18 protein-coding genes are annotated in these 17166 nt (G+C 44.3%); 3 read left to right on the plus strand and 15 right to left on the minus strand.

Annotated elements, in window-relative coordinates; all coding sequences use genetic code 11:
- Positions 1–61 precede the first annotated feature (61 nt).
- From BTO09_RS05340 to BTO09_RS05350, 3 genes are all read left to right on the plus strand, one after another.
- Positions 62–988 (plus strand): SPOR domain-containing protein, encoded by a 927-nt coding sequence (locus tag BTO09_RS05340; RefSeq protein WP_087523783.1) that lies wholly within the window; start codon positions 62–64, stop codon positions 986–988.
- A 60-nt stretch (positions 989–1048) separates the two neighbouring features.
- A complete protein-coding gene (locus tag BTO09_RS05345) occupies positions 1049–1561 on the plus strand; it encodes an acyl-CoA thioesterase (protein ID WP_087523784.1) in 513 nt (170 codons plus the stop codon).
- A 158-nt stretch (positions 1562–1719) separates the two neighbouring features.
- Positions 1720–5322 (plus strand): S8 family serine peptidase, encoded by a 3603-nt coding sequence (locus BTO09_RS05350; protein ID WP_198356539.1) that lies wholly within the window; start codon positions 1720–1722, stop codon positions 5320–5322.
- 52 nt (positions 5323–5374) lie between these two features.
- On the opposite strand, the gene BTO09_RS05355 is transcribed toward BTO09_RS05350, so the two are convergent.
- From BTO09_RS05355 to BTO09_RS05425, 15 genes are all read right to left on the minus strand, one after another.
- Positions 5375–6604: a murein hydrolase activator EnvC gene (locus BTO09_RS05355; protein WP_087523786.1), complete on the minus strand. Its 1230-nt coding sequence runs from the start codon at positions 6602–6604 to the stop codon at positions 5375–5377.
- Complete coding sequence (locus BTO09_RS05360; protein ID WP_157663430.1) at positions 6604–7377, minus strand: DUF4292 domain-containing protein; 774 nt, start codon at positions 7375–7377, stop codon at positions 6604–6606. Before BTO09_RS05360 ends, BTO09_RS05355 begins: the two co-directional genes overlap by 1 nt.
- Positions 7378–7389: 12 nt before the next feature.
- A complete protein-coding gene (locus BTO09_RS05365) occupies positions 7390–8757 on the minus strand; it encodes a tetratricopeptide repeat protein (RefSeq protein WP_087523788.1) in 1368 nt (455 codons plus the stop codon).
- 6 nt (positions 8758–8763) lie between these two features.
- A complete protein-coding gene (locus tag BTO09_RS05370) occupies positions 8764–9780 on the minus strand; it encodes a sugar nucleotidyltransferase (protein WP_087523789.1) in 1017 nt (338 codons plus the stop codon).
- Between the two features lie 37 nt (positions 9781–9817).
- Positions 9818–10255, minus strand: a complete 438-nt coding sequence (gene dut, locus BTO09_RS05375; RefSeq protein WP_087523790.1) for a dUTP diphosphatase — start codon at positions 10253–10255, stop codon at positions 9818–9820.
- A gap of 30 nt (positions 10256–10285) precedes the next feature.
- Positions 10286–10789, minus strand: coding sequence for a hypothetical protein (locus BTO09_RS05380; RefSeq protein WP_087523791.1), 504 nt, complete (start codon positions 10787–10789; stop codon positions 10286–10288).
- A gap of 99 nt (positions 10790–10888) precedes the next feature.
- The gene (gene atpG / locus BTO09_RS05385; protein WP_087523792.1) at positions 10889–11752 is read right to left on the minus strand and encodes an ATP synthase F1 subunit gamma; all 864 of its coding nucleotides are present in this window, start codon (positions 11750–11752) and stop codon (positions 10889–10891) included.
- A gap of 53 nt (positions 11753–11805) precedes the next feature.
- Positions 11806–13386: a F0F1 ATP synthase subunit alpha gene (atpA, locus tag BTO09_RS05390; protein WP_087523793.1), complete on the minus strand. Its 1581-nt coding sequence runs from the start codon at positions 13384–13386 to the stop codon at positions 11806–11808.
- Between the two features lie 42 nt (positions 13387–13428).
- Positions 13429–13971: an ATP synthase F1 subunit delta gene (gene atpH / locus BTO09_RS05395; protein ID WP_087523794.1), complete on the minus strand. Its 543-nt coding sequence runs from the start codon at positions 13969–13971 to the stop codon at positions 13429–13431.
- 4 nt (positions 13972–13975) lie between these two features.
- Positions 13976–14476 (minus strand): F0F1 ATP synthase subunit B, encoded by a 501-nt coding sequence (locus tag BTO09_RS05400; protein ID WP_087523795.1) that lies wholly within the window; start codon positions 14474–14476, stop codon positions 13976–13978.
- A gap of 86 nt (positions 14477–14562) precedes the next feature.
- Positions 14563–14787 (minus strand): ATP synthase F0 subunit C, encoded by a 225-nt coding sequence (gene atpE / locus BTO09_RS05405; RefSeq protein WP_087523796.1) that lies wholly within the window; start codon positions 14785–14787, stop codon positions 14563–14565.
- Positions 14788–14823: 36 nt separating this feature from the next.
- Positions 14824–15942 (minus strand): F0F1 ATP synthase subunit A, encoded by a 1119-nt coding sequence (gene atpB / locus BTO09_RS05410; protein ID WP_087523797.1) that lies wholly within the window; start codon positions 15940–15942, stop codon positions 14824–14826.
- An 85-nt stretch (positions 15943–16027) separates the two neighbouring features.
- Positions 16028–16435: a DUF6168 family protein gene (locus BTO09_RS05415; RefSeq protein ID WP_087523798.1), complete on the minus strand. Its 408-nt coding sequence runs from the start codon at positions 16433–16435 to the stop codon at positions 16028–16030.
- Entirely contained in the window at positions 16436–16657 is a 222-nt protein-coding gene (locus BTO09_RS05420; protein ID WP_087523799.1) for an AtpZ/AtpI family protein, read from the minus strand.
- 84 nt (positions 16658–16741) lie between these two features.
- The gene (locus BTO09_RS05425; RefSeq protein ID WP_369826904.1) at positions 16742–17164 is read right to left on the minus strand and encodes a polymer-forming cytoskeletal protein; all 423 of its coding nucleotides are present in this window, start codon (positions 17162–17164) and stop codon (positions 16742–16744) included.
- Positions 17165–17166 lie beyond the last annotated feature (2 nt).

Here is a 17166-nt window from a genome sequence, read left to right on the forward strand (position 1 = left end):
CTGTTGATAAGTTCTTACCCGCACTTGTGCTCTGGATTCAAAAAATATTAAATTTGTTTTCATGCGTCTTGACAGTTACATCAGCGATTTACTTTACCGATACGAATGTGTGATTCTACCTGGTTTTGGAGCGTTTCTAACGCAGTATCAACCAGCTAGAATTCATGAATCTACAGATGCTTTTTATCCGCCGAGCAAATTGTTGTCCTTCAACAGACAATTGCAATCTAATGATGGCTTGCTAGCAGATCATATTGCAAAGTCCAAAGACATCAGTTATGCAGACGCTTTAACTGCTATTCGTAGCTATACGCGCTTTTTGGAGCACGAGCTCGAAGCAGGGAAGAACATCATTATCGAGGCTGTTGGGTCCTTGGCTATGGAGGCCGGGAAGATCAGTTTCGAACCGAGCGCTGAGAATAATTACCTCACAGCTTCTTTTGGACTTTCTCAATTTGTTCAACCTGCAATGAGTCGTTCTTCTGAGGAAGCCATTGCGTTAGAGGCAGAACCACTGTTGTTTACACCTACACAAGAACAGCGTCCGGTTTATCTAAAATATGCTGCAATAGGGCTTATAGCTATTGGTTTAACTAGCTTCGGAGGTCTTAAGATTTATGAATCTGGAGTTAAACAACACAACTATGTGCAGTCTCAGGACGCTAAAGACCGCGTTCAAAACAGTATTCAAGAGGCAACCTTCGTAATTAGCAATCCGTTGCCGAGCTTAGAGGTAAATCTTCCGAAGTACCAAGGTCGCTACCACATTATTGCTGGTGCATTCCGCGAAGAAGCTAACGCACACAAGAAAATTGCTCAGCTTCAAGCACAAGGCTTCGAGGCCCGTTTATTGGGCAAGAACAAGTATGGCCTGCACCAAGTGAGCTATGAGAGCCACAGCGAGAGATCTGCAGCACTAAAGGCTTTGCGTAATATCAAGAATAACAACAATAAAGACGCCTGGTTGTTGGTAAAACAATTCAACTAGTTTCAAGCTTTCTATTTTCCCAACATCTAAATAGGATGTAACTTTGCCAAAATTTTAATTATGGAGGCCAAGACACCTAAAGATTCTTGCACGATTATTACCGATCTGGTTTTGCCTAGTGAAACCAATCCACTTGGAAACATGTTTGGAGGGGAGCTCCTAGCACGTATGGACCGTGCTGCAAGTATCGCTGCCCGAAGACACAGCCGCAGAATAGTGGTTACCGCCTCTGTGAATCATGTTGCCTTTAACAGAACCATCCCCTTGGGTAGTGTAGTTACTGTAGAGGCTCGGATCTCCCGTTCTTTTAGGAGTTCTATGGAAATCTTCCTAGACGTTTGGATAGAAGACCGCGAGAGTGGCTTGCGTTCTAAAGCAAACGAAGCAATCTATACCTTTGTAGCGGTAGACGACACTGGAAATCCGGTGCGAGTTCCTCCTGTAAAGCCAGAGACCGACTTGGAAAAACAACGTTTTGACGCAGCATTAAGACGACGTCAATTGAGTTTAGTACTTGCCGGAAAAATAAAACCCTCCGAAGCAACAGAGCTCAAGGCCCTGTTTACGGAATAACCGCAGAGATTCCTTACCCGAACTTGGATTTTAAAAACTTTGCCTTATTTTTAAGTGCTTTTAAAAGAGCAACTTAAAAAAATTGCAACATTCGGGGTATGAGAAACAATCTGTTAGGGCGTAGTACGCCCCTTCCCTATTTAATCAAACTAAGCAACATGAGAAAAACTACACCTTTTCTCGTTAGCACGAAGAAGTTATTGGCAACAGCTGTTGTGGCACTTTTCGCGCTTACGAGTTTTGCCCAAAATCCGTATGCCTTTGTTTTTAATGGCGAGTACGTGACCTTGGAAGAAAACATCGAGACCTTTTCATGGGATCAAATGCCAGAAACCTCTAAACTTGGAGGTGGTTATTTTGGTTGGATCCAATTTGAACAAACGCCCAATCAACAAATTCAAGATTATTTTGAAACCAATGATCTGCGCTTGCTAGATTATGTTGGTGCTGGGACCTATCTGTTCTACATGGCAGAAACTACACCGATCAGTGTATTGGCAGAGCGCAAAGTGCGTGCTATAGCTCCAGTAGATGGTCGTTTTAAAATGGCGCCAGAAATTCTAAACAACGAAATTCCGGATTATGCCCTGAGCGGTGATCGCATTTTAGTGACCTTAGAGTATCACGATATTGTGAACAAGGACTATATTTTAGACGACCTTCGCTCGCAACAGATCGAAGTTGTTCAGGTATATGACAGCGCCAATTATATGGACCTGATCATTTCTGACAATTGTTTGGAAAGCTTGTCTAATTCTGCTTATGTGAGTTATGTTGGACTCGTCCCAGCTCCTCCTGTTAAAGAAGATGTGCAAGGAAAAAGCTTACACCGTTCTAACGGTTTGGACACTCAAATGATAGGCGGATGGAACTATACCGGAGCCGGCGTGGGAGTTCTTGTGCGTGATGATGGTCTTATAGGCCCTCACATCGATTTTCAAGGCCGTATAGATAACATACCTGCTACTTCCGGTGGATCTCACGGAGATGGCGTAGCTGGTATCTTTGCTGGTGCCGGAAATCTCAACCCACGTTACCGCGGAATGGCAGCTGGTTCAGACATGTATGTTTCGAACTACTTCGCCTCTTTCTTAGATAGTCCAACAACCAGCTTGATCAGTGACGGGACTGTTATGATCACCAACTCTTCTTATGGAGATGGTTGTAATGGAGGATACACTCTGAACGCCCGTACCGTAGATCAACAGACCAACGACTTTGAGAGCGTGCTACACGTTTTCTCTTGTGGAAATTCTAACGGATTGGATTGTGGTTATGGTGCCGGTACCCAGTGGGGTAATATTACTGGCGGTCACAAACAAGGAAAGAACGTAATTGCTACGGCCAACGTATTCTTTGACGGATCATTGGTAGGTAGTAGTAGCCACGGACCAGCTCGTGACGGTCGTATAAAACCAGATATTACTGCGCACGGTCAAGGACATATCTCAACTGGAGCCAATAATACTTACAGTGCCTTTGGAGGAACTTCTGGAGCTTCTCCGGGAATCGCTGGAGTTTCTGCTCAATTGTATGAGCTATACGCCGATACGCACGGAGGAGTAATGCCAAAATCCGGTCTTGTGAAGGGAGCCCTATTGAATACTGCTAACGATGCTGGTAACGTTGGGCCTGACTTTAAATTTGGATGGGGTATAGTTAATGGACTTCGCGCCGGTAAGTTGCTAAGCGAAGATCGCTTTATCGTCGAATCGATAAGCAATGGCGAACTCAACACCAATACGCTCACTGTTCCAGCGGGAACCACCCAAATGCGCATCATGATCTATTGGACAGACCCGGCTGCGGCTGCTGGTGCATCTACAGCACTAATCAACGACCTGGATTTAGTGGTTAAAGATCCGTCAGACACTTCGTATTTGCCTTGGGTATTGGATCCAACTCCAGACCCTGTGACTCTGGACTTGCCTGCTACCAATGGAGCAGACCACCTCAACAATATGGAACAAGTGCTGATAAACGATCCGGTTGCCGGCGATTACACGGTGGAAGTAAGCGGATTTGACGTACCATTCGGTCCACAAGAGTACTTTATCCTCTATGAGTTCATTCAGGAAAACCTGACGATGGTTTATCCGAACTTTACCGAGACCTTAGTACCTGGAGAAGTTTCTGTGATCCACTGGGATGCTATCAATACTACCGCAGCTTTCGACTTAGAATATACGGTAGACGACGGTGCAACCTGGACGCCGATAACAACAGTATCTGCCACAACAACCAACTACAGCTGGACAGTACCAGAAGAGTTGACCGGAAGTGCACGTGTTAGAATAACCAGCGGTACTTTTAGCGACGAGAGTGATAATAATTTCTCTATAGCACCTCAAGTTACAGGTGTAGAGATCTTGCAAGTATGTGATACTTCTATGTCTATTACATGGGATGCCGTTGAGGGCGCTGAAAACTACGACGTTTACCTATTGGGTGAAAAATATATGGAAGTGGTTACCAATGTGACTGAAAATTGGGCTTCTATTCCAATTACCAGTGCTACCGATGACAACTGGATCGCTGTGGCGGCCAAGAATGATACTGATGGCTGGGCTAATTTGCGCACCACGGCTATAAAAACAGATGGCTCATTAAACTGTGACTTTGCGAACGACTTAGCTGTGTTGAGCATCGACAACAGCGGTAGTGAGTTCAACTTTGTTTGTGACGCTAGTCCGGTTACTGTTAAAACGACCATCTTCAATTCCTCAATGAATCCTCAGAGTGGCTTTGAGGTAAGCTATCAGCTCGATAGTGACACTCCAGTAACCGAAGCATTTACTGGTACCATTGAGCCTGGCGCGATCGCTCAGTTCAGTTTTGCCACCCCACTCAGCATTGCAGATGCCGGCAATCACGATATTAGTGTAACGGTGAATTTGGTGACTGACGAAGACAGCTCTAACGACAATCAGACCAATACTTATTTTGTAGCTACTGAAGCGAGCCCAATTAGTGATTTTGAAGACTTCCAGACCACTGGTTTCCCATCGGAAGGATGGTATATCGACAACCCAGATGGAGACAGAACTTGGCAGATCAATAGCTTCACTGTTGGAAGTGATGGAGAGACCACTCGTGTCGGGTTTGTAGACAACTTCATCTATGATGCCATTGGCCAATTGGATGCCGTGGTAACAGAAGTATACGATCTGAGTGGTGCGGATGTTCCAGGAGTCTTGTTCGATCTTGCAAAAGCGCAGCGTGTAGCAGGAGATGGCGATGGCCTCCGCGTAGATGTATCTACCGACTGCGGAACCACTTGGGTAAATGTTTACGAGAAGTTCGGTTCGGACCTATCGACCATTCCAGGATTCAGAACTACGCCATGGATACCGACTGCGGCCAGCGACTGGCGTAACGAACAGATCGATCTTTCTGCCTTTATTGGAGAGCAGATCCAATTGCGATTTGTGAATATTGCCGGGAACAGCAACCGTACTTTCATAGATAACGTCTTTGTACTGAATAATTATTTAGGAACTGCCGATAACGCATTGACCGGTATTAGCATGTATCCGAACCCAACGCAAGGCGTGTTCACCATAGCCAGTTCTAATACCTTTGAGACCATGGATATGACCATAAGCAATACGCTAGGGCAGATCGTCATGACGCAAAACAACTTGGAATTGGGTAACGGAAACAGTGCAACTGTGGACGTTTCAGGATTGGGCAGCGGAATTTATTTTGTACGTCTAAACGCAGGCGGCAAACAAACCGTTAAGAAGTTAGTGGTACGCTAATAGCCCTTTACATAAACAAAAGAAAACCCCGCGATCTGCGGGGTTTTTTGTTTTACATCTTAAAGATCCAATCTGCTGGGTTGAGTTTCGTAGTATTCTTGTAGATCATTAACTTGATAATGGTCTTTCCGCTTGCAGGATTCTTAGCTACAGTTCCTACTTGCTGCTTGGTAGTTACCTTCTGACCAGGGCTCACCGTTACTGATCCTAAATTGAAATAAACACTGATATAGCTTCCGTGCTGGATCTGAACCAGCTTATTGGCTCCTTTGATCTGTTTTACATCTAAAACCACTCCGTCGAAAATAGAGCGTGCTTCAGCATTGTTAGTGGTCGCTATCTCTACCCCACTACAAAAGGTCTCGACATTTGGCAGCTGCGGATGGCGCTGTTTTCCAAAACGCTTCACAACTACTCCATTGGTAACTGGCCACGGCAGTTTGCCTTTATTACTGGTAAAGCTATTTCCCAAGGCTTTTGCCTCAGCAGTAAGTGCAAAAGTGGTAGAACTTCCACCAGTGGTGTTCGCTCTGGAATTTGAGTTGGACTTGGCAATAGCTGCACGGATCAGCGCATCGATCTGCTTGTCAATCTCGTCGGCCTCACGCTGCTTGCTTCTGATCTGACTGGCAAACTTAGACTCGTCTTTTTTGAGTTCTGCAACTAGGGCTTCTTGCTGCTGCTTCTCTTTGCGCAAAGCCTCTTTGGTCTTTTTATTCTCAGCGATCAAGGCCTGTTTCTCTTTTTGTTGTTCCAGTAAAGATTTATTGAGCTCTTGTAGCTCGACTGTCTTACGTTGAATACTTTCGCCTTGCTCCTTGCGATACTTGGCGTATTGATTCATATACTGGACACGCTTGTATGCCTGCAGAAAATCCTGAGAAGACAAGAGAAACATGATCCGGCTTTTGCGCGATTTGCTCTTGTAGCTCTTCACTACCATTTGGGCGTAATCTTCTTTGATCTGCGCCAGTTCTTCGCGAAGCTGTTCTATCTTTTTTAGGTTGACGTTGATTTCTCGCGTGAGTAGGTTGGCCTGTCTGTTGGTGATTCTGATCAGGTTTTCTTGTGCGCGGATGCGCTTGTCTATGTCTTCTACTTCAGAAAGTACAGAACGCTCTTTCTTTTGAGTGTCGAATAAGAGGGAATTGATCTGCTTGATCTCTTGCAAGATCTCTCTGCGTTTCTGTTCTAAAACAGTACGCTCGTCTTTTTGAGCCCAGACCGCATTGCTCGAAAGCAAAAAAGTTACTAGGCCAATACATAGCAGTCTTAAGGTCATTAATCCAATTGAATTTCGGTCAGTCCGTCTGGCATAGTAAACGGAAAACGGATCGGAATATTTAAATCTATAGATCGAAAGTCGATCTCCAAAGTGGTGATCGCCTCATTTTCAGAGGCTTTTATCACTACCTTTTTAGGCAAAACCTGATCTCCTACCTTTTGATAATCAGGATAATACATTCTTAATTGCCGCCCTTTTGATTGCTGATCGATCCCCTGACTCGCAATTTTAAAGAAATCCGGATTCAAAGCCAGAAAATGTGTAAACAAAGGCAACTCTTGCTTCGGAGCTAACTTGTACTGGTTGTTCTCTACACTCTTGTTATAGGCCTGAGATTCCAATCTAAAAATCGACTGCCCTAACAATATGTTCTGTGCTTTTTCAAAATCGATATCGGTACCCAACCAATCGCTGATCAGTGCAAAATCTCCATCGAAGTAGGTATTGCTGATGCGCTCGTAATATTGCACACGATCTGGAGTGAGCATGGCCTTAGACAAGGTTATTCCCAGAAGGGAAGCCTTGATCCAAATGGTCTTGTTCTTTTCCATCCGCAGCGAAACCGTAATGTTCTGTGATGATTTCTCATCTTCATAATCCACATTGACACGAGCAGCCAAGGTCTCAAATTGTGGGGCTGCCGCCTGATGCGTCTTTATAATGTCTTTTACCGAGAAGCCGGGATTGGCATCTCTGGAACCATTGACCAGCTTAGCGCTTCCGCAGGAACTCAGCAGAAAAACAAAGGCGAGGATTGTATGTATTCTCAATTTATGCATGATTTAGGGCAGTTGAAGATCTTGGGCTTTTTTAGCGTATTCTGCGGCTTTGGCCGCATTGCCTTTTTGATTGTATGCCTTGCTGAGTTGATCGTAAAAGTCGCGTTCCATAGCCGGGTTGTCTATCACATAGTCAACACCCTCTTCCATCACTGCGATGGCCTTGTCCGCCTGATTGAGACCTAAAAGACTCACTCCTTGTAACAAATAGAGCAAAGATTGGGCCGGATATATCTCTAAGGCCGTCTCACTGAGCTCAAAAGCATCTTGAAAGGCGTTGCCTTCTATCTGCAGTAAAATGGTATTCTTTAGCAAATTATAATCGGTATTGTTTGTGGCAACTGCTTTCTTGTAAAACTCCAGCGCCTTATTCCTTTTGTCTTGTTTTAAAAAGAAATCTCCCAATTGCTGCCACAGTGCTCCACTGTTTGTCGTACTTGAAAAATTCGCGATTGCAGCTTCCAATTCCGGTTCGTAGTCCGGGTTGTCGGCAACAAAATCCATAAAGTCTGCCAACACCTTATACTTGCTAGAAGCATCGATATTTCGCGCGTCTATAACCTCTTGCATAGAAGCCACAGCAGCTTGTTTATCGCCGTCTTCTAGGGCAAACTTATACAAGGCCAGATGCACCAATTCCGATTCCGGAAAACGCTCTAATAATACATTAGCTGCTTCTTTAGCCTTGTTTATGTCTCCTTCTGTACTGTAGCGGTAAATGAGTTCCAGATAGTCTTTCTCTGTTGCAGCATCGCTATTGGTTATTCCTTCCAGACGATTTATCTCCGAAGAAACATCGCCTGTTATGCTAATAATACGCTTGCGCAATTCGTCGCGTTTGGCATTGCGCCCAACTGCAGCGTCGAGCTCGTTGATCAATGCCATGGCCTGGTCAAACTGTGCAGTCAAGACCAATAAATTCGCCAAATCTTCTTTATACACGGCGTCAAACGCAATGAGCCTATTCACCACAGGAATCGCTTTTTCGTAATCCTTAGTCCGGTGATAGACCTCATAGAGCAATTCGTTGGTGTCTAAACGCCCTGGAACTAAGCCAATACTTTGCAGCAAGGCAGATTCTGCCGCTTCATACTGTTGAAGCTCCAAATGATTCTTGGCCATTTCAAAATGAACCACTGCTTGTTGCTCTTTGTCGTCGCCAGCGGCATTTAAGGCCTCGCTAAGCGCTTCTAGAGCTTTTTCGTAGTTCTGTATCCCTTTCTGCTTTAATCCTTCAAAAAAGCGCTCCTGAAAGGCGTCAGAGACATTGCCTAGGTCGTCCGTTAAAATGTCCTCATCTTGAGCATAACTAGCTAGTGCCGATCCGCAGATCAACAAAAAACACAGCAAGATTTGCCCAATAGATTTCACTTCACATTATTTTAATTCGGAATAATCGCCCAGACTTACCTTTTTAAAGGCCCCGTCAAAATGCACCTTATTACCAATCATAGCCTCTTCTAAAGTAGCGTTTTTAATGGTCGTCTCGGATTGTATTATACTATTTTTAACGTTGGAATTCTCCAAGGTGGTATTAGCTCCTATACTTACATGAGGGCCTACTGTGGTGTTTTTTAGAACTACTCCGGAGGCAATGCTACACGGAGGAATGATCTCAGCATTTTCTAAAGTGATGTCTGTGGCAACCAAGCTTTCTCCTTCTTGGTGCAAAAAGTTGAGCATTTTGGCATTGGTCTCCACTGTGATGGTCTTGTTCCCGCAATCCATCCAGTGATCTACGGTACCTGTCTTAAAGACCTTCCCTTTGGCCATCATGCGTTTTATGCCGTCATTGATCTGATACTCACCGCCATTGATGATGGCGTTCTCCAAAACGTATTGCAATTCCTGGCGTAGCTCATCGACGTTCTTGAAGTAATAGATCCCGATAACCGCCTGATCGCTCACAAATTCCTCTGGTTTCTCAACCAACTCTACAATGTTGTTTTCTTCATTGAGCTTAACCACTCCGTATGCCTCTGGATTGGCTACCTTTTTGGTCCAGATAACACTATCAGCTTCTGGATCGAGCTCAAAGCTCGCACGGATTAAAGTATCTGCATATGCGATAACCGCTGGACCGCTTAGTGAAGGTTCCGCACACATTATTGCGTGACCCGTTCCCAAGGGTTTGTCTTGTCTGTAAATGGTGCCTTTTGCTCCAAGACTTTCGGCTAGTTCTGTAAGGCTTTGCTCAACGTCAAGGCCGAAAAAAGCAGGATCGCCGATAACAAAGGCAACCTCATCGATGGGTTGTTTTAAAATGGCAGCAATATCACGCACCAAACGGTGCACTATGGGCATCCCTGCAACAGGAACTAAAGGTTTTGGAACTGTTAGTGTATGTGGTCTTAGGCGAGAACCTCTTCCCGCCATAGGGACAATGATCTTCATAATTGAGGTTGATTAATTCTAATTTGTTTTATTGAGGCTATTGTTTGCCTGTTGAACCGAATCCTCCGGCACCACGTGCAGTTTCTGAAAGTGATTCTCCGGTATTCCAGACGGCTTGCTCGCATTTGGCGATGACCAATTGCGCCACGCGCTCTCCATTGGTGATCTTAAAGTCTTGTTCAGAAAGGTTGATCAAAATTACGCCGATCTCACCTCTGTAATCCGCATCGATAGTACCGGGAGCATTCAAAACAGTAATACCGTGTTTGGCCGCTAAACCACTCCGCGGACGCACTTGAGCTTCATAGCCTTCTGGCAATTCCATAAAGAGCCCTGTGGGCACTATGGTGCGCTGCATGGGTTGTAAATTTATAGGCGATTCTAGATTGGCTCTGAGGTCCATACCTGCAGAACCGCTGGTCTCATAAGCAGGTAACTCATGGGCCGATTTATTGATGATCTTAACTGAAACCATAGGTTTAATTGAGGTTATCTGTTGTTCGCTTTAGTTTCCGTTGTCTGGATTAGGGGCACTCGGATAAGCCACCATATCGCGCTGAGGGATATCGCTTAGTTTGGTATAAAAGGTTTTTCCATCCAAGCTATACTGAATAACACATTCCCCAGGAGCTAGTTTGAATTCATCACTGAGCTCCGGAACAGGGTTTCCGTATTCTCCATTGGGAGCATCGCTCATATTCATATCCGGTTTCTGAGGATTTACCCAATGTGCCACATAGGTCTTGTCATCGCCAGGTTTGGTAGCCAAGGGTAGCTGTTGTCCTCTAAAGTAAACCGAATCTATCTGTACGCCGTTTTGCATAGCGCTAATGGGAATGACCAAATTAACTCCAGAGCCACCCATCTCCACTCCGGCAACCCATTTCTGAGTGTAAGCATCCGTTACGGTAAATGGAGGATCGTTCTCTAATTTCTTGTTACTACAGTCTGAATTCGCCATAAATACTAAGGCTAAGAGCCAAATTCCAAAAGTTCGTAGTTGCTTCATAATGTGGTTTTGAGACAAGACTTCAAAAGTCTTGCCACGAATTTACAAAAAAGGCTTCCCGTTTCCGAGAAGCCTTTATTATAATAGCTTTATCAGTGATTATCCGTTCAAGGCTTCTGCACCACCAACGATCTCCAAGATCTCTGCGGTAATAGCAGCCTGACGGGCTTTGTTGTATTCCAAAGTCAAGGAAGCCTTAAGCTCTCCAGCGTTGTCTGTCGCTTTGTGCATCGCAGTCATACGTGCTCCGTGCTCACTGGCTACAGAATCGCGAATGGCTTTGAACAATTGCGTTTTCAAACTCTTTGGGATCAACTGCTCAACGATATACTCTTTGTTTGGTTCAAAGATATAATCGGCAGCTCCACTAGAAGCATCGTCAGACGCTTGTTGGATAGGCAAGAATTGCTCGTGCATCACAATTTGTGTTGCAGCATTCTTGAACTTGTTATACACCAACACGATCTGATCGAAATCTCCATTGGTGAAGATATCCATCAATTGCTGTGCAATAGCCGCACTGTTCTCAAAGTTGAGTTCGTCAAAGATCTCGCTGTTGAAATCGACAACCTTCTCGGTTTTACTAAGAATATCGTTCCCCTTTTTACCGATGGTCATAAAGGCGATCTCTTTCCCGGCATAAGTAGTCTCTTTCAACTCCTTACACGCCTTAACAATGTTACTGTTAAAGGCTCCGGCCAAACCTCTGTTGGAAGTAATAGCAACTACCAACACTTTGTTTACCTCGCGTTGCTCTGCGAATGCGCTTCCGCTGTCACCTTCTAAACTGGCGCTCAGATTCTGAAGCAATTCAGTAAGCTTATCCGCATAAGGACGCATAGCAGTGATCGCATCCTGAGCTTTCTTCAACTTGGCTGCAGATACCATTTTCATGGCACTGGTAATCTGCATCGTAGAAGATACTGAGGAGATCCTGTTGCGTATTTCTTTTAAGTTTGCCATGTTGCTTTATTCATTGAAGGTTGGCATCCCTTAAAAAGAGATGCCGACCCTGATTATGCTTGATATTTAGCCGAGATCTCTTTGGCAGCAGTTGTCAAAGTATCGATAACCTCGTCTGTCAATTTTCCTGCTTTAAGCGTATCCAAAGTACCGCGGTGCTTGGTGTTCAAGTATTCGATATAATCGCGCTCGAATTCTTTTACTTTTTCTACAGGAACCTCGCGTAACAAGTTCTTAGAACCTGCGTAGATGATCGCAACTTGATCCTCAACAGTGTAAGGGTCATTTTGAGCTTGCTTCAAGATCTCTACGTTACGCTTACCTTTTTCAATTACGTTCAATGTAGCCGCATCCAAGTCAGATCCGAACTTAGCAAAAGCCTCTAGTTCGCGGAACTGCGCTTGGTCAAGCTTCAAAGTACCTGCTACCTTCTTCATAGATTTGATTTGTGCAGATCCACCCACACGAGATACAGAGATACCTACGTTAATCGCCGGACGTACACCCGAGTTAAAGAGGTCAGACTCCAAGAAGATCTGTCCGTCAGTAATGGAAATTACGTTTGTTGGGATATAGGCAGATACGTCACCCGCTTGGGTTTCGATAATTGGCAATGCAGTAAGTGAACCGCCACCTTTTACCTTGTCTTTCAAAGAAGCAGGAAGGTCGTTCATGTCCTTAGCGATATCGTCATCGTTGATCACCTTAGCAGCACGCTCTAGTAGACGCGAGTGTAGGTAGAAAACGTCTCCAGGATATGCCTCACGCCCCGGTGGACGACGTAGCAAAAGCGATACCTCACGGTAAGCAACCGCTTGCTTAGAAAGATCATCATAAACGATAAGTGCTGGACGCCCAGTATCGCGGAAGTACTCTCCGATCGCCGCTCCGGCAAATGGTGCGTATACCTGCATTGGAGCAGGATCAGAAGCGTTAGCCGCTACGATAGTTGTATAAGCAAGAGCTCCTTTTTCTTCTAGTGTACGAGCGATGTTCGCTACTGTAGATGCCTTTTGTCCAACGGCAACATAGATACAGTATACAGGCTCACCTGCATCGTAAAATTCTTTTTGGTTGATGATGGTATCGATACAAACTGTAGTCTTTCCAGTCTGACGGTCACCAATCACCAACTCACGCTGACCACGTCCTACTGGGATCATGGCATCAACAGCTTTTACTCCGGTCTGAAGCGGCTCGTTTACCGGCTGACGGAAGATTACCCCAGGAGCCTTGCGCTCTAGTGGCATCTCATAGGTCTCGCCTGCAATTTCACCCTTACCGTCGATTGGTTCACCCAAAGTGTTCACCACACGACCAACGATTCCTTCTCCTACATTGATAGAAGCAATTCGTTGCGTACGTTTTACAGTAGCTCCTTCTTTAATACCTTTTGATGGTCCTAAAAGTACAACCCCAACGTTGTCCTCTTCCAGGTTCAGTACAATTCCTTCTAGTCCGTTTTCGAATTCTACCAATTCCCCATATTGAGAATTAGACAATCCGTATACGCGGGCAATACCATCACCCACGGTAAGAACGGTTCCAACTTCGTCTAACGAAGCAGTAGCCTCGAAGCCGGATAGTTGTTTTTTTAAGATCGCTGAAACTTCAGCTGGATTTACTTGTGCCATATCACTGTTTATTACCGGAGCACCGCTCCGAAAGCGTAATTATTATATGCTATTACTAAATTCTTTTCTAAGTGTACTCAATTGGTTAGAGATACTTGCATTGTACTGCATATCTCCAACACGCAACACGAAACCGCCAATGATCTCTGGGTCGATCTCGTTCTCCAGGCTAACATTATCGCTACCTGTTAGGGTCTTTGCTTTGGCTAACACCTGTTCTTTCAAGGCACCATCCAAGGCCACGGCAGTAGTAACTTTTACCACCTTTACACCCTGTGTGTCGTTATAAAGCCCAATGAAACCTGCGGCTACATCGCCTAAGTACTGTGTACGCTCGTTGGCGGCCATTACTTTGATCAGGTTTTGAGTTGTCTTTTGAGTACCCTTGAACAACTCCAATAAAACGGCTTCTTTATCACTGCTTTTAATTACTGGGCTTTGAAGCGCCAATCGCAGCTCTTTGCTCTCTGCTACAGTAGCATGAACGCCTTGCATATCCTCAAAGACAGCCTTGACGTTGTTATCTTCTATAGCTTGCTGCAGGGCAGCTTTTGCATATCGCAATCCTACTTTGCTGCTTTTCATAGCTCTAGTTTAGTTTAGCGTCACCTAGAAGGTTCTCAACTAATTTTTGTTGCTTACCAGCATCGGCCAATTCGGCGCGTACCACTTTTTCTGCGATATCTACAGAAAGTGAGGCTACCTGGTTTTTAAGATCGGCAACGGCAGCTTTCTTTTCGCTTTCGATGGCGGCCTGCGCTTGTGCGATCATTTGATCTGCAGCAACTTTAGCCTCGTCCTTCGCATCAGCGATCATTTTAGCTTTCATATCACGAGCTTCTTTAAGCATGGCGTCACGCTCTGCACGTGCCTCGTTCAACAATTTCTTGTTGTCTGCCTGAAGATTCTCCATCTCCAACTTGGCTTTCTCGGCAGCGTCAAGGGCTCCTTGAATATTGTCTTCGCGCTCGTTCAATGCGTTAAGGATAGGTTTCCATGCAAACTTTACCATCAAGAAAATCAACAGTAAGAATAAAACAGTCTGCTTAACGAATAGGTCGAGCGAAAAATTTTCTAATAATTGTTCCATAATACTTTATAGTGCTTTAAAACTGTGCGTTAACAAACACTTTCCTGCAACCAACCGTTGCAGGAAAAGTGTAGTTCTTAAGGTTCTTATTTTCCTAAGAAAATAGCCGCGAATGCCAAACCTTCTAAAAGAGCCGCGATAATAATCATCGCAGTTTGGATCTTGTTAGTAGCTTCTGGCTGACGAGCGATACCTTCCATTGCACCTCTACCGATTTGACCTAGACCAATACCAGCACCGATTACGATTAAACCAGCACCTACAAGGTTAGGAACCAATGAAGTAGCTTCTTGAAGAATTGCTAAAGACATAATTGAAATATATAATTAAACAAATAAAATTCTCTCTTAGTGGTGATCGTGCTCTTCTACCGCCATCCCGATGAACAAAGCCGAAAGCATTGTAAAGATGTAGGCCTGAAGAAAAGCTACAAGCACCTCGATCAATGTGATGAACATCGACAATACTAAAGACAAGGTTGTTGACCCTACCGCTGTCATATCGTTCTGCATATTGATCCCGATGGCAATCAAACTCATTACCACAATGTGTCCCGCTGTGATGTTCGCAAACAAACGAACCATTAGCGAGAATGGCTTAATGATCAGCGTTCCCGCCAATTCAATTACAGCCAATAGCGGACGTAGCAAATAAGGTACTCCTGGCATCCACAATTGGTGGCTCCAGAAATGCTTGTTACTGCTTGCCAAGTAAATCACCAAGGTAAAGATGGCTAGGGCAGCAGTTACTGCTAATTGTCCTGTTACGTTAAATCCAAAAGGAGCAAGTCCCAATAGGTTCAAAATCCAAACAAAGAAGAATACGGTTAATAGGTAACCAGTAAAATTGCGGTATTTAGCACCGATGTTTGGTTTTGCAATTTCGTCTCTCACATAGATCACTAATGGCTCCAATACACGAGCGAAACCAGTTGGGATCTTTTGTGTTTTATATTGTTTGGCCAAACGACCAAATAAGAATAACATTAATAGACCGATCAAAAGGATACCCAAAACACTCTTGGTGATCGAAAGGTCAAATGGAGTAGTTGCATTGGTTGGGTGATGCGCATCGTCAAACTCCACAGCGGTAGCACCAGCATTCAGCTCGTAGATCTTTCCGTGAATCTTCACAAAACGGCTTCCACCCTTCTCTACGATCTCTTTTCCTTCATCGTCGTGGTGGAAAGCAGAAGACATAAACGCAGTCAATCCGTTTTCTCCCCAAAGGATTACAGGAAGTGGGAATCCTACGTGACTCTCTTCGCCATCAGGAAAATGTGTGAATAAATGGAAATCGTGTGAATCTTTGGTGTGGTGTACAATGTACTCTTCGATCTCTTCTGGGGTGTTAACTGGGTCTCCATGTCCGCCATTTTGAGTTTTTGGGTCACCCTTGGCAAATGCAGTTAACGAAATAAGAAAAACAAGACTAAAGGTCGTTACTGTTTTTGATACTAGCTTCATTCTAAATTGCTTCCTTTTTGAAGTTATTATAACAACTCCCAAATTTTGGCGCAAAGGTAGGCTTTATTTTCTGTTTAAAACAGCATCATTCTTCATTTTTTGCAACTCTTTTTTGACTGAGCAAGATCGAAAGAAAAAACACTTCAAAAATTAATGCGATAAAGAGCGGACTAAGCAAACTTATCGCTTCTGAATTTGTAAAGGATTCTCCGTTAAACAAATAGGTGTTAAAGACGATCAAAAACACAAAGGCCTTGAGCACAACGCTAGCTAGGTAAAGGAATCCCAGCTGATCGGCAAATTTTTGGCTTGCGCCTAACCAACGCAAACCGAAACACAGCACCACTGAAAAAACACCGTTAAAAAGATAAATTTCACTGAGTGGAAATGGCAATTCATTACCTGAATCGGCTATAATATTCTTATGCAAAAAAAGTCCACCAAAAAGTATAGCTATGAAGACTACGGATAAAAATCCTAGTTTTTTGCTCATTTATTTGTCTTTATTAAAGCGATTTACACGATGTATGACAGAAAACATCGACGCAAAAATAGCAACTAAAGTGATGGTGGTTTCTAAGAAAGAGGTATTAAATTTAGAATCGAGCCAGGTTCCAAGTAAATTCCCCAACCAGATGATCAACCCCATCTGCAAGCCGATACTTGAAAAAACTGCCCAGTTCTTAAGTGCTCCGTTTCCCTTTTCTTTTGGCATTCTTATTCAGATATAAATTACCATAGATATGGTAAGAGCGAACTTTAATACATGGTAGTCTTGGCCTTTTAGACCTCGCTAGTATTAATTAGATACAGAAACGTCCTGACCCTTTTTAGTTGTGCGCACCCCGGCCACTGCGGCGGAAGCACTCAAAGCATCTTCTATAGCATCTTTGGTCAAGCCGCCCATTACACAGGTAGCATTGAAGTTGGCTCCTGGTTCTACAGCCAGTTTGTTGGCAAATACCTCTCCCTCTATAACAGCCGTAGCGCGTAAGGTCAAAGTACCCGCAACCGTTAGTGTTCCGGAGATCTTACCTTCTACATCCGCATTTTCACAGTGTAGCGCTCCTTTTAAAGATCCTGTTTTACCGACAACCACCTTAGACGGAGTTGTCAAATTGCCTTCTACGGTACCTTCGAGCCTGAAGCCGCCTTTTGATTTGATGTCACCAACCAAATGCGTGCCTTCGCTGATCTTGTTCTGATTGGTACGTGTTTCCATTC

It is taken from the genome of Gilvibacter sp. SZ-19, assembly GCF_002163875.1.
Lineage (GTDB): Bacteria > Bacteroidota > Bacteroidia > Flavobacteriales > Flavobacteriaceae > Gilvibacter.

Excerpts from the sequence above, each read along its gene's own strand:
- BTO09_RS05340 (WP_087523783.1), top strand. The coding sequence starts at position 62 with ATGCGTCTTGACAGTTACATCAGCGATTTACTTTACCGATACGAATGT.
- BTO09_RS05345 (WP_087523784.1), top strand. The coding sequence starts at position 1,049 with ATGGAGGCCAAGACACCTAAAGATTCTTGCACGATTATTACCGATCTG.
- BTO09_RS05350 (WP_198356539.1), top strand. The coding sequence starts at position 1,720 with ATGAGAAAAACTACACCTTTTCTCGTTAGCACGAAGAAGTTATTGGCA.
- BTO09_RS05355 (WP_087523786.1), bottom strand. The coding sequence starts at position 6,604 with ATGACCTTAAGACTGCTATGTATTGGCCTAGTAACTTTTTTGCTTTCG.
- BTO09_RS05370 (WP_087523789.1), bottom strand. The coding sequence starts at position 9,780 with ATGAAGATCATTGTCCCTATGGCGGGAAGAGGTTCTCGCCTAAGACCA.
- dut (WP_087523790.1), bottom strand. The coding sequence starts at position 10,255 with ATGGTTTCAGTTAAGATCATCAATAAATCGGCCCATGAGTTACCTGCT.
- BTO09_RS05380 (WP_087523791.1), bottom strand. The coding sequence starts at position 10,789 with ATGAAGCAACTACGAACTTTTGGAATTTGGCTCTTAGCCTTAGTATTT.
- atpG (WP_087523792.1), bottom strand. The coding sequence starts at position 11,752 with ATGGCAAACTTAAAAGAAATACGCAACAGGATCTCCTCAGTATCTTCT.
- atpA (WP_087523793.1), bottom strand. The coding sequence starts at position 13,386 with ATGGCACAAGTAAATCCAGCTGAAGTTTCAGCGATCTTAAAAAAACAA.
- atpH (WP_087523794.1), bottom strand. The coding sequence starts at position 13,971 with ATGAAAAGCAGCAAAGTAGGATTGCGATATGCAAAAGCTGCCCTGCAG.
- BTO09_RS05400 (WP_087523795.1), bottom strand. The coding sequence starts at position 14,476 with ATGGAACAATTATTAGAAAATTTTTCGCTCGACCTATTCGTTAAGCAG.
- atpE (WP_087523796.1), bottom strand. The coding sequence starts at position 14,787 with ATGTCTTTAGCAATTCTTCAAGAAGCTACTTCATTGGTTCCTAACCTT.
- atpB (WP_087523797.1), bottom strand. The coding sequence starts at position 15,942 with ATGAAGCTAGTATCAAAAACAGTAACGACCTTTAGTCTTGTTTTTCTT.
- BTO09_RS05415 (WP_087523798.1), bottom strand. The coding sequence starts at position 16,435 with ATGAGCAAAAAACTAGGATTTTTATCCGTAGTCTTCATAGCTATACTT.
- BTO09_RS05420 (WP_087523799.1), bottom strand. The coding sequence starts at position 16,657 with ATGCCAAAAGAAAAGGGAAACGGAGCACTTAAGAACTGGGCAGTTTTT.
- BTO09_RS05425 (WP_369826904.1), bottom strand. The coding sequence starts at position 17,164 with ATGGAAACACGTACCAATCAGAACAAGATCAGCGAAGGCACGCATTTG.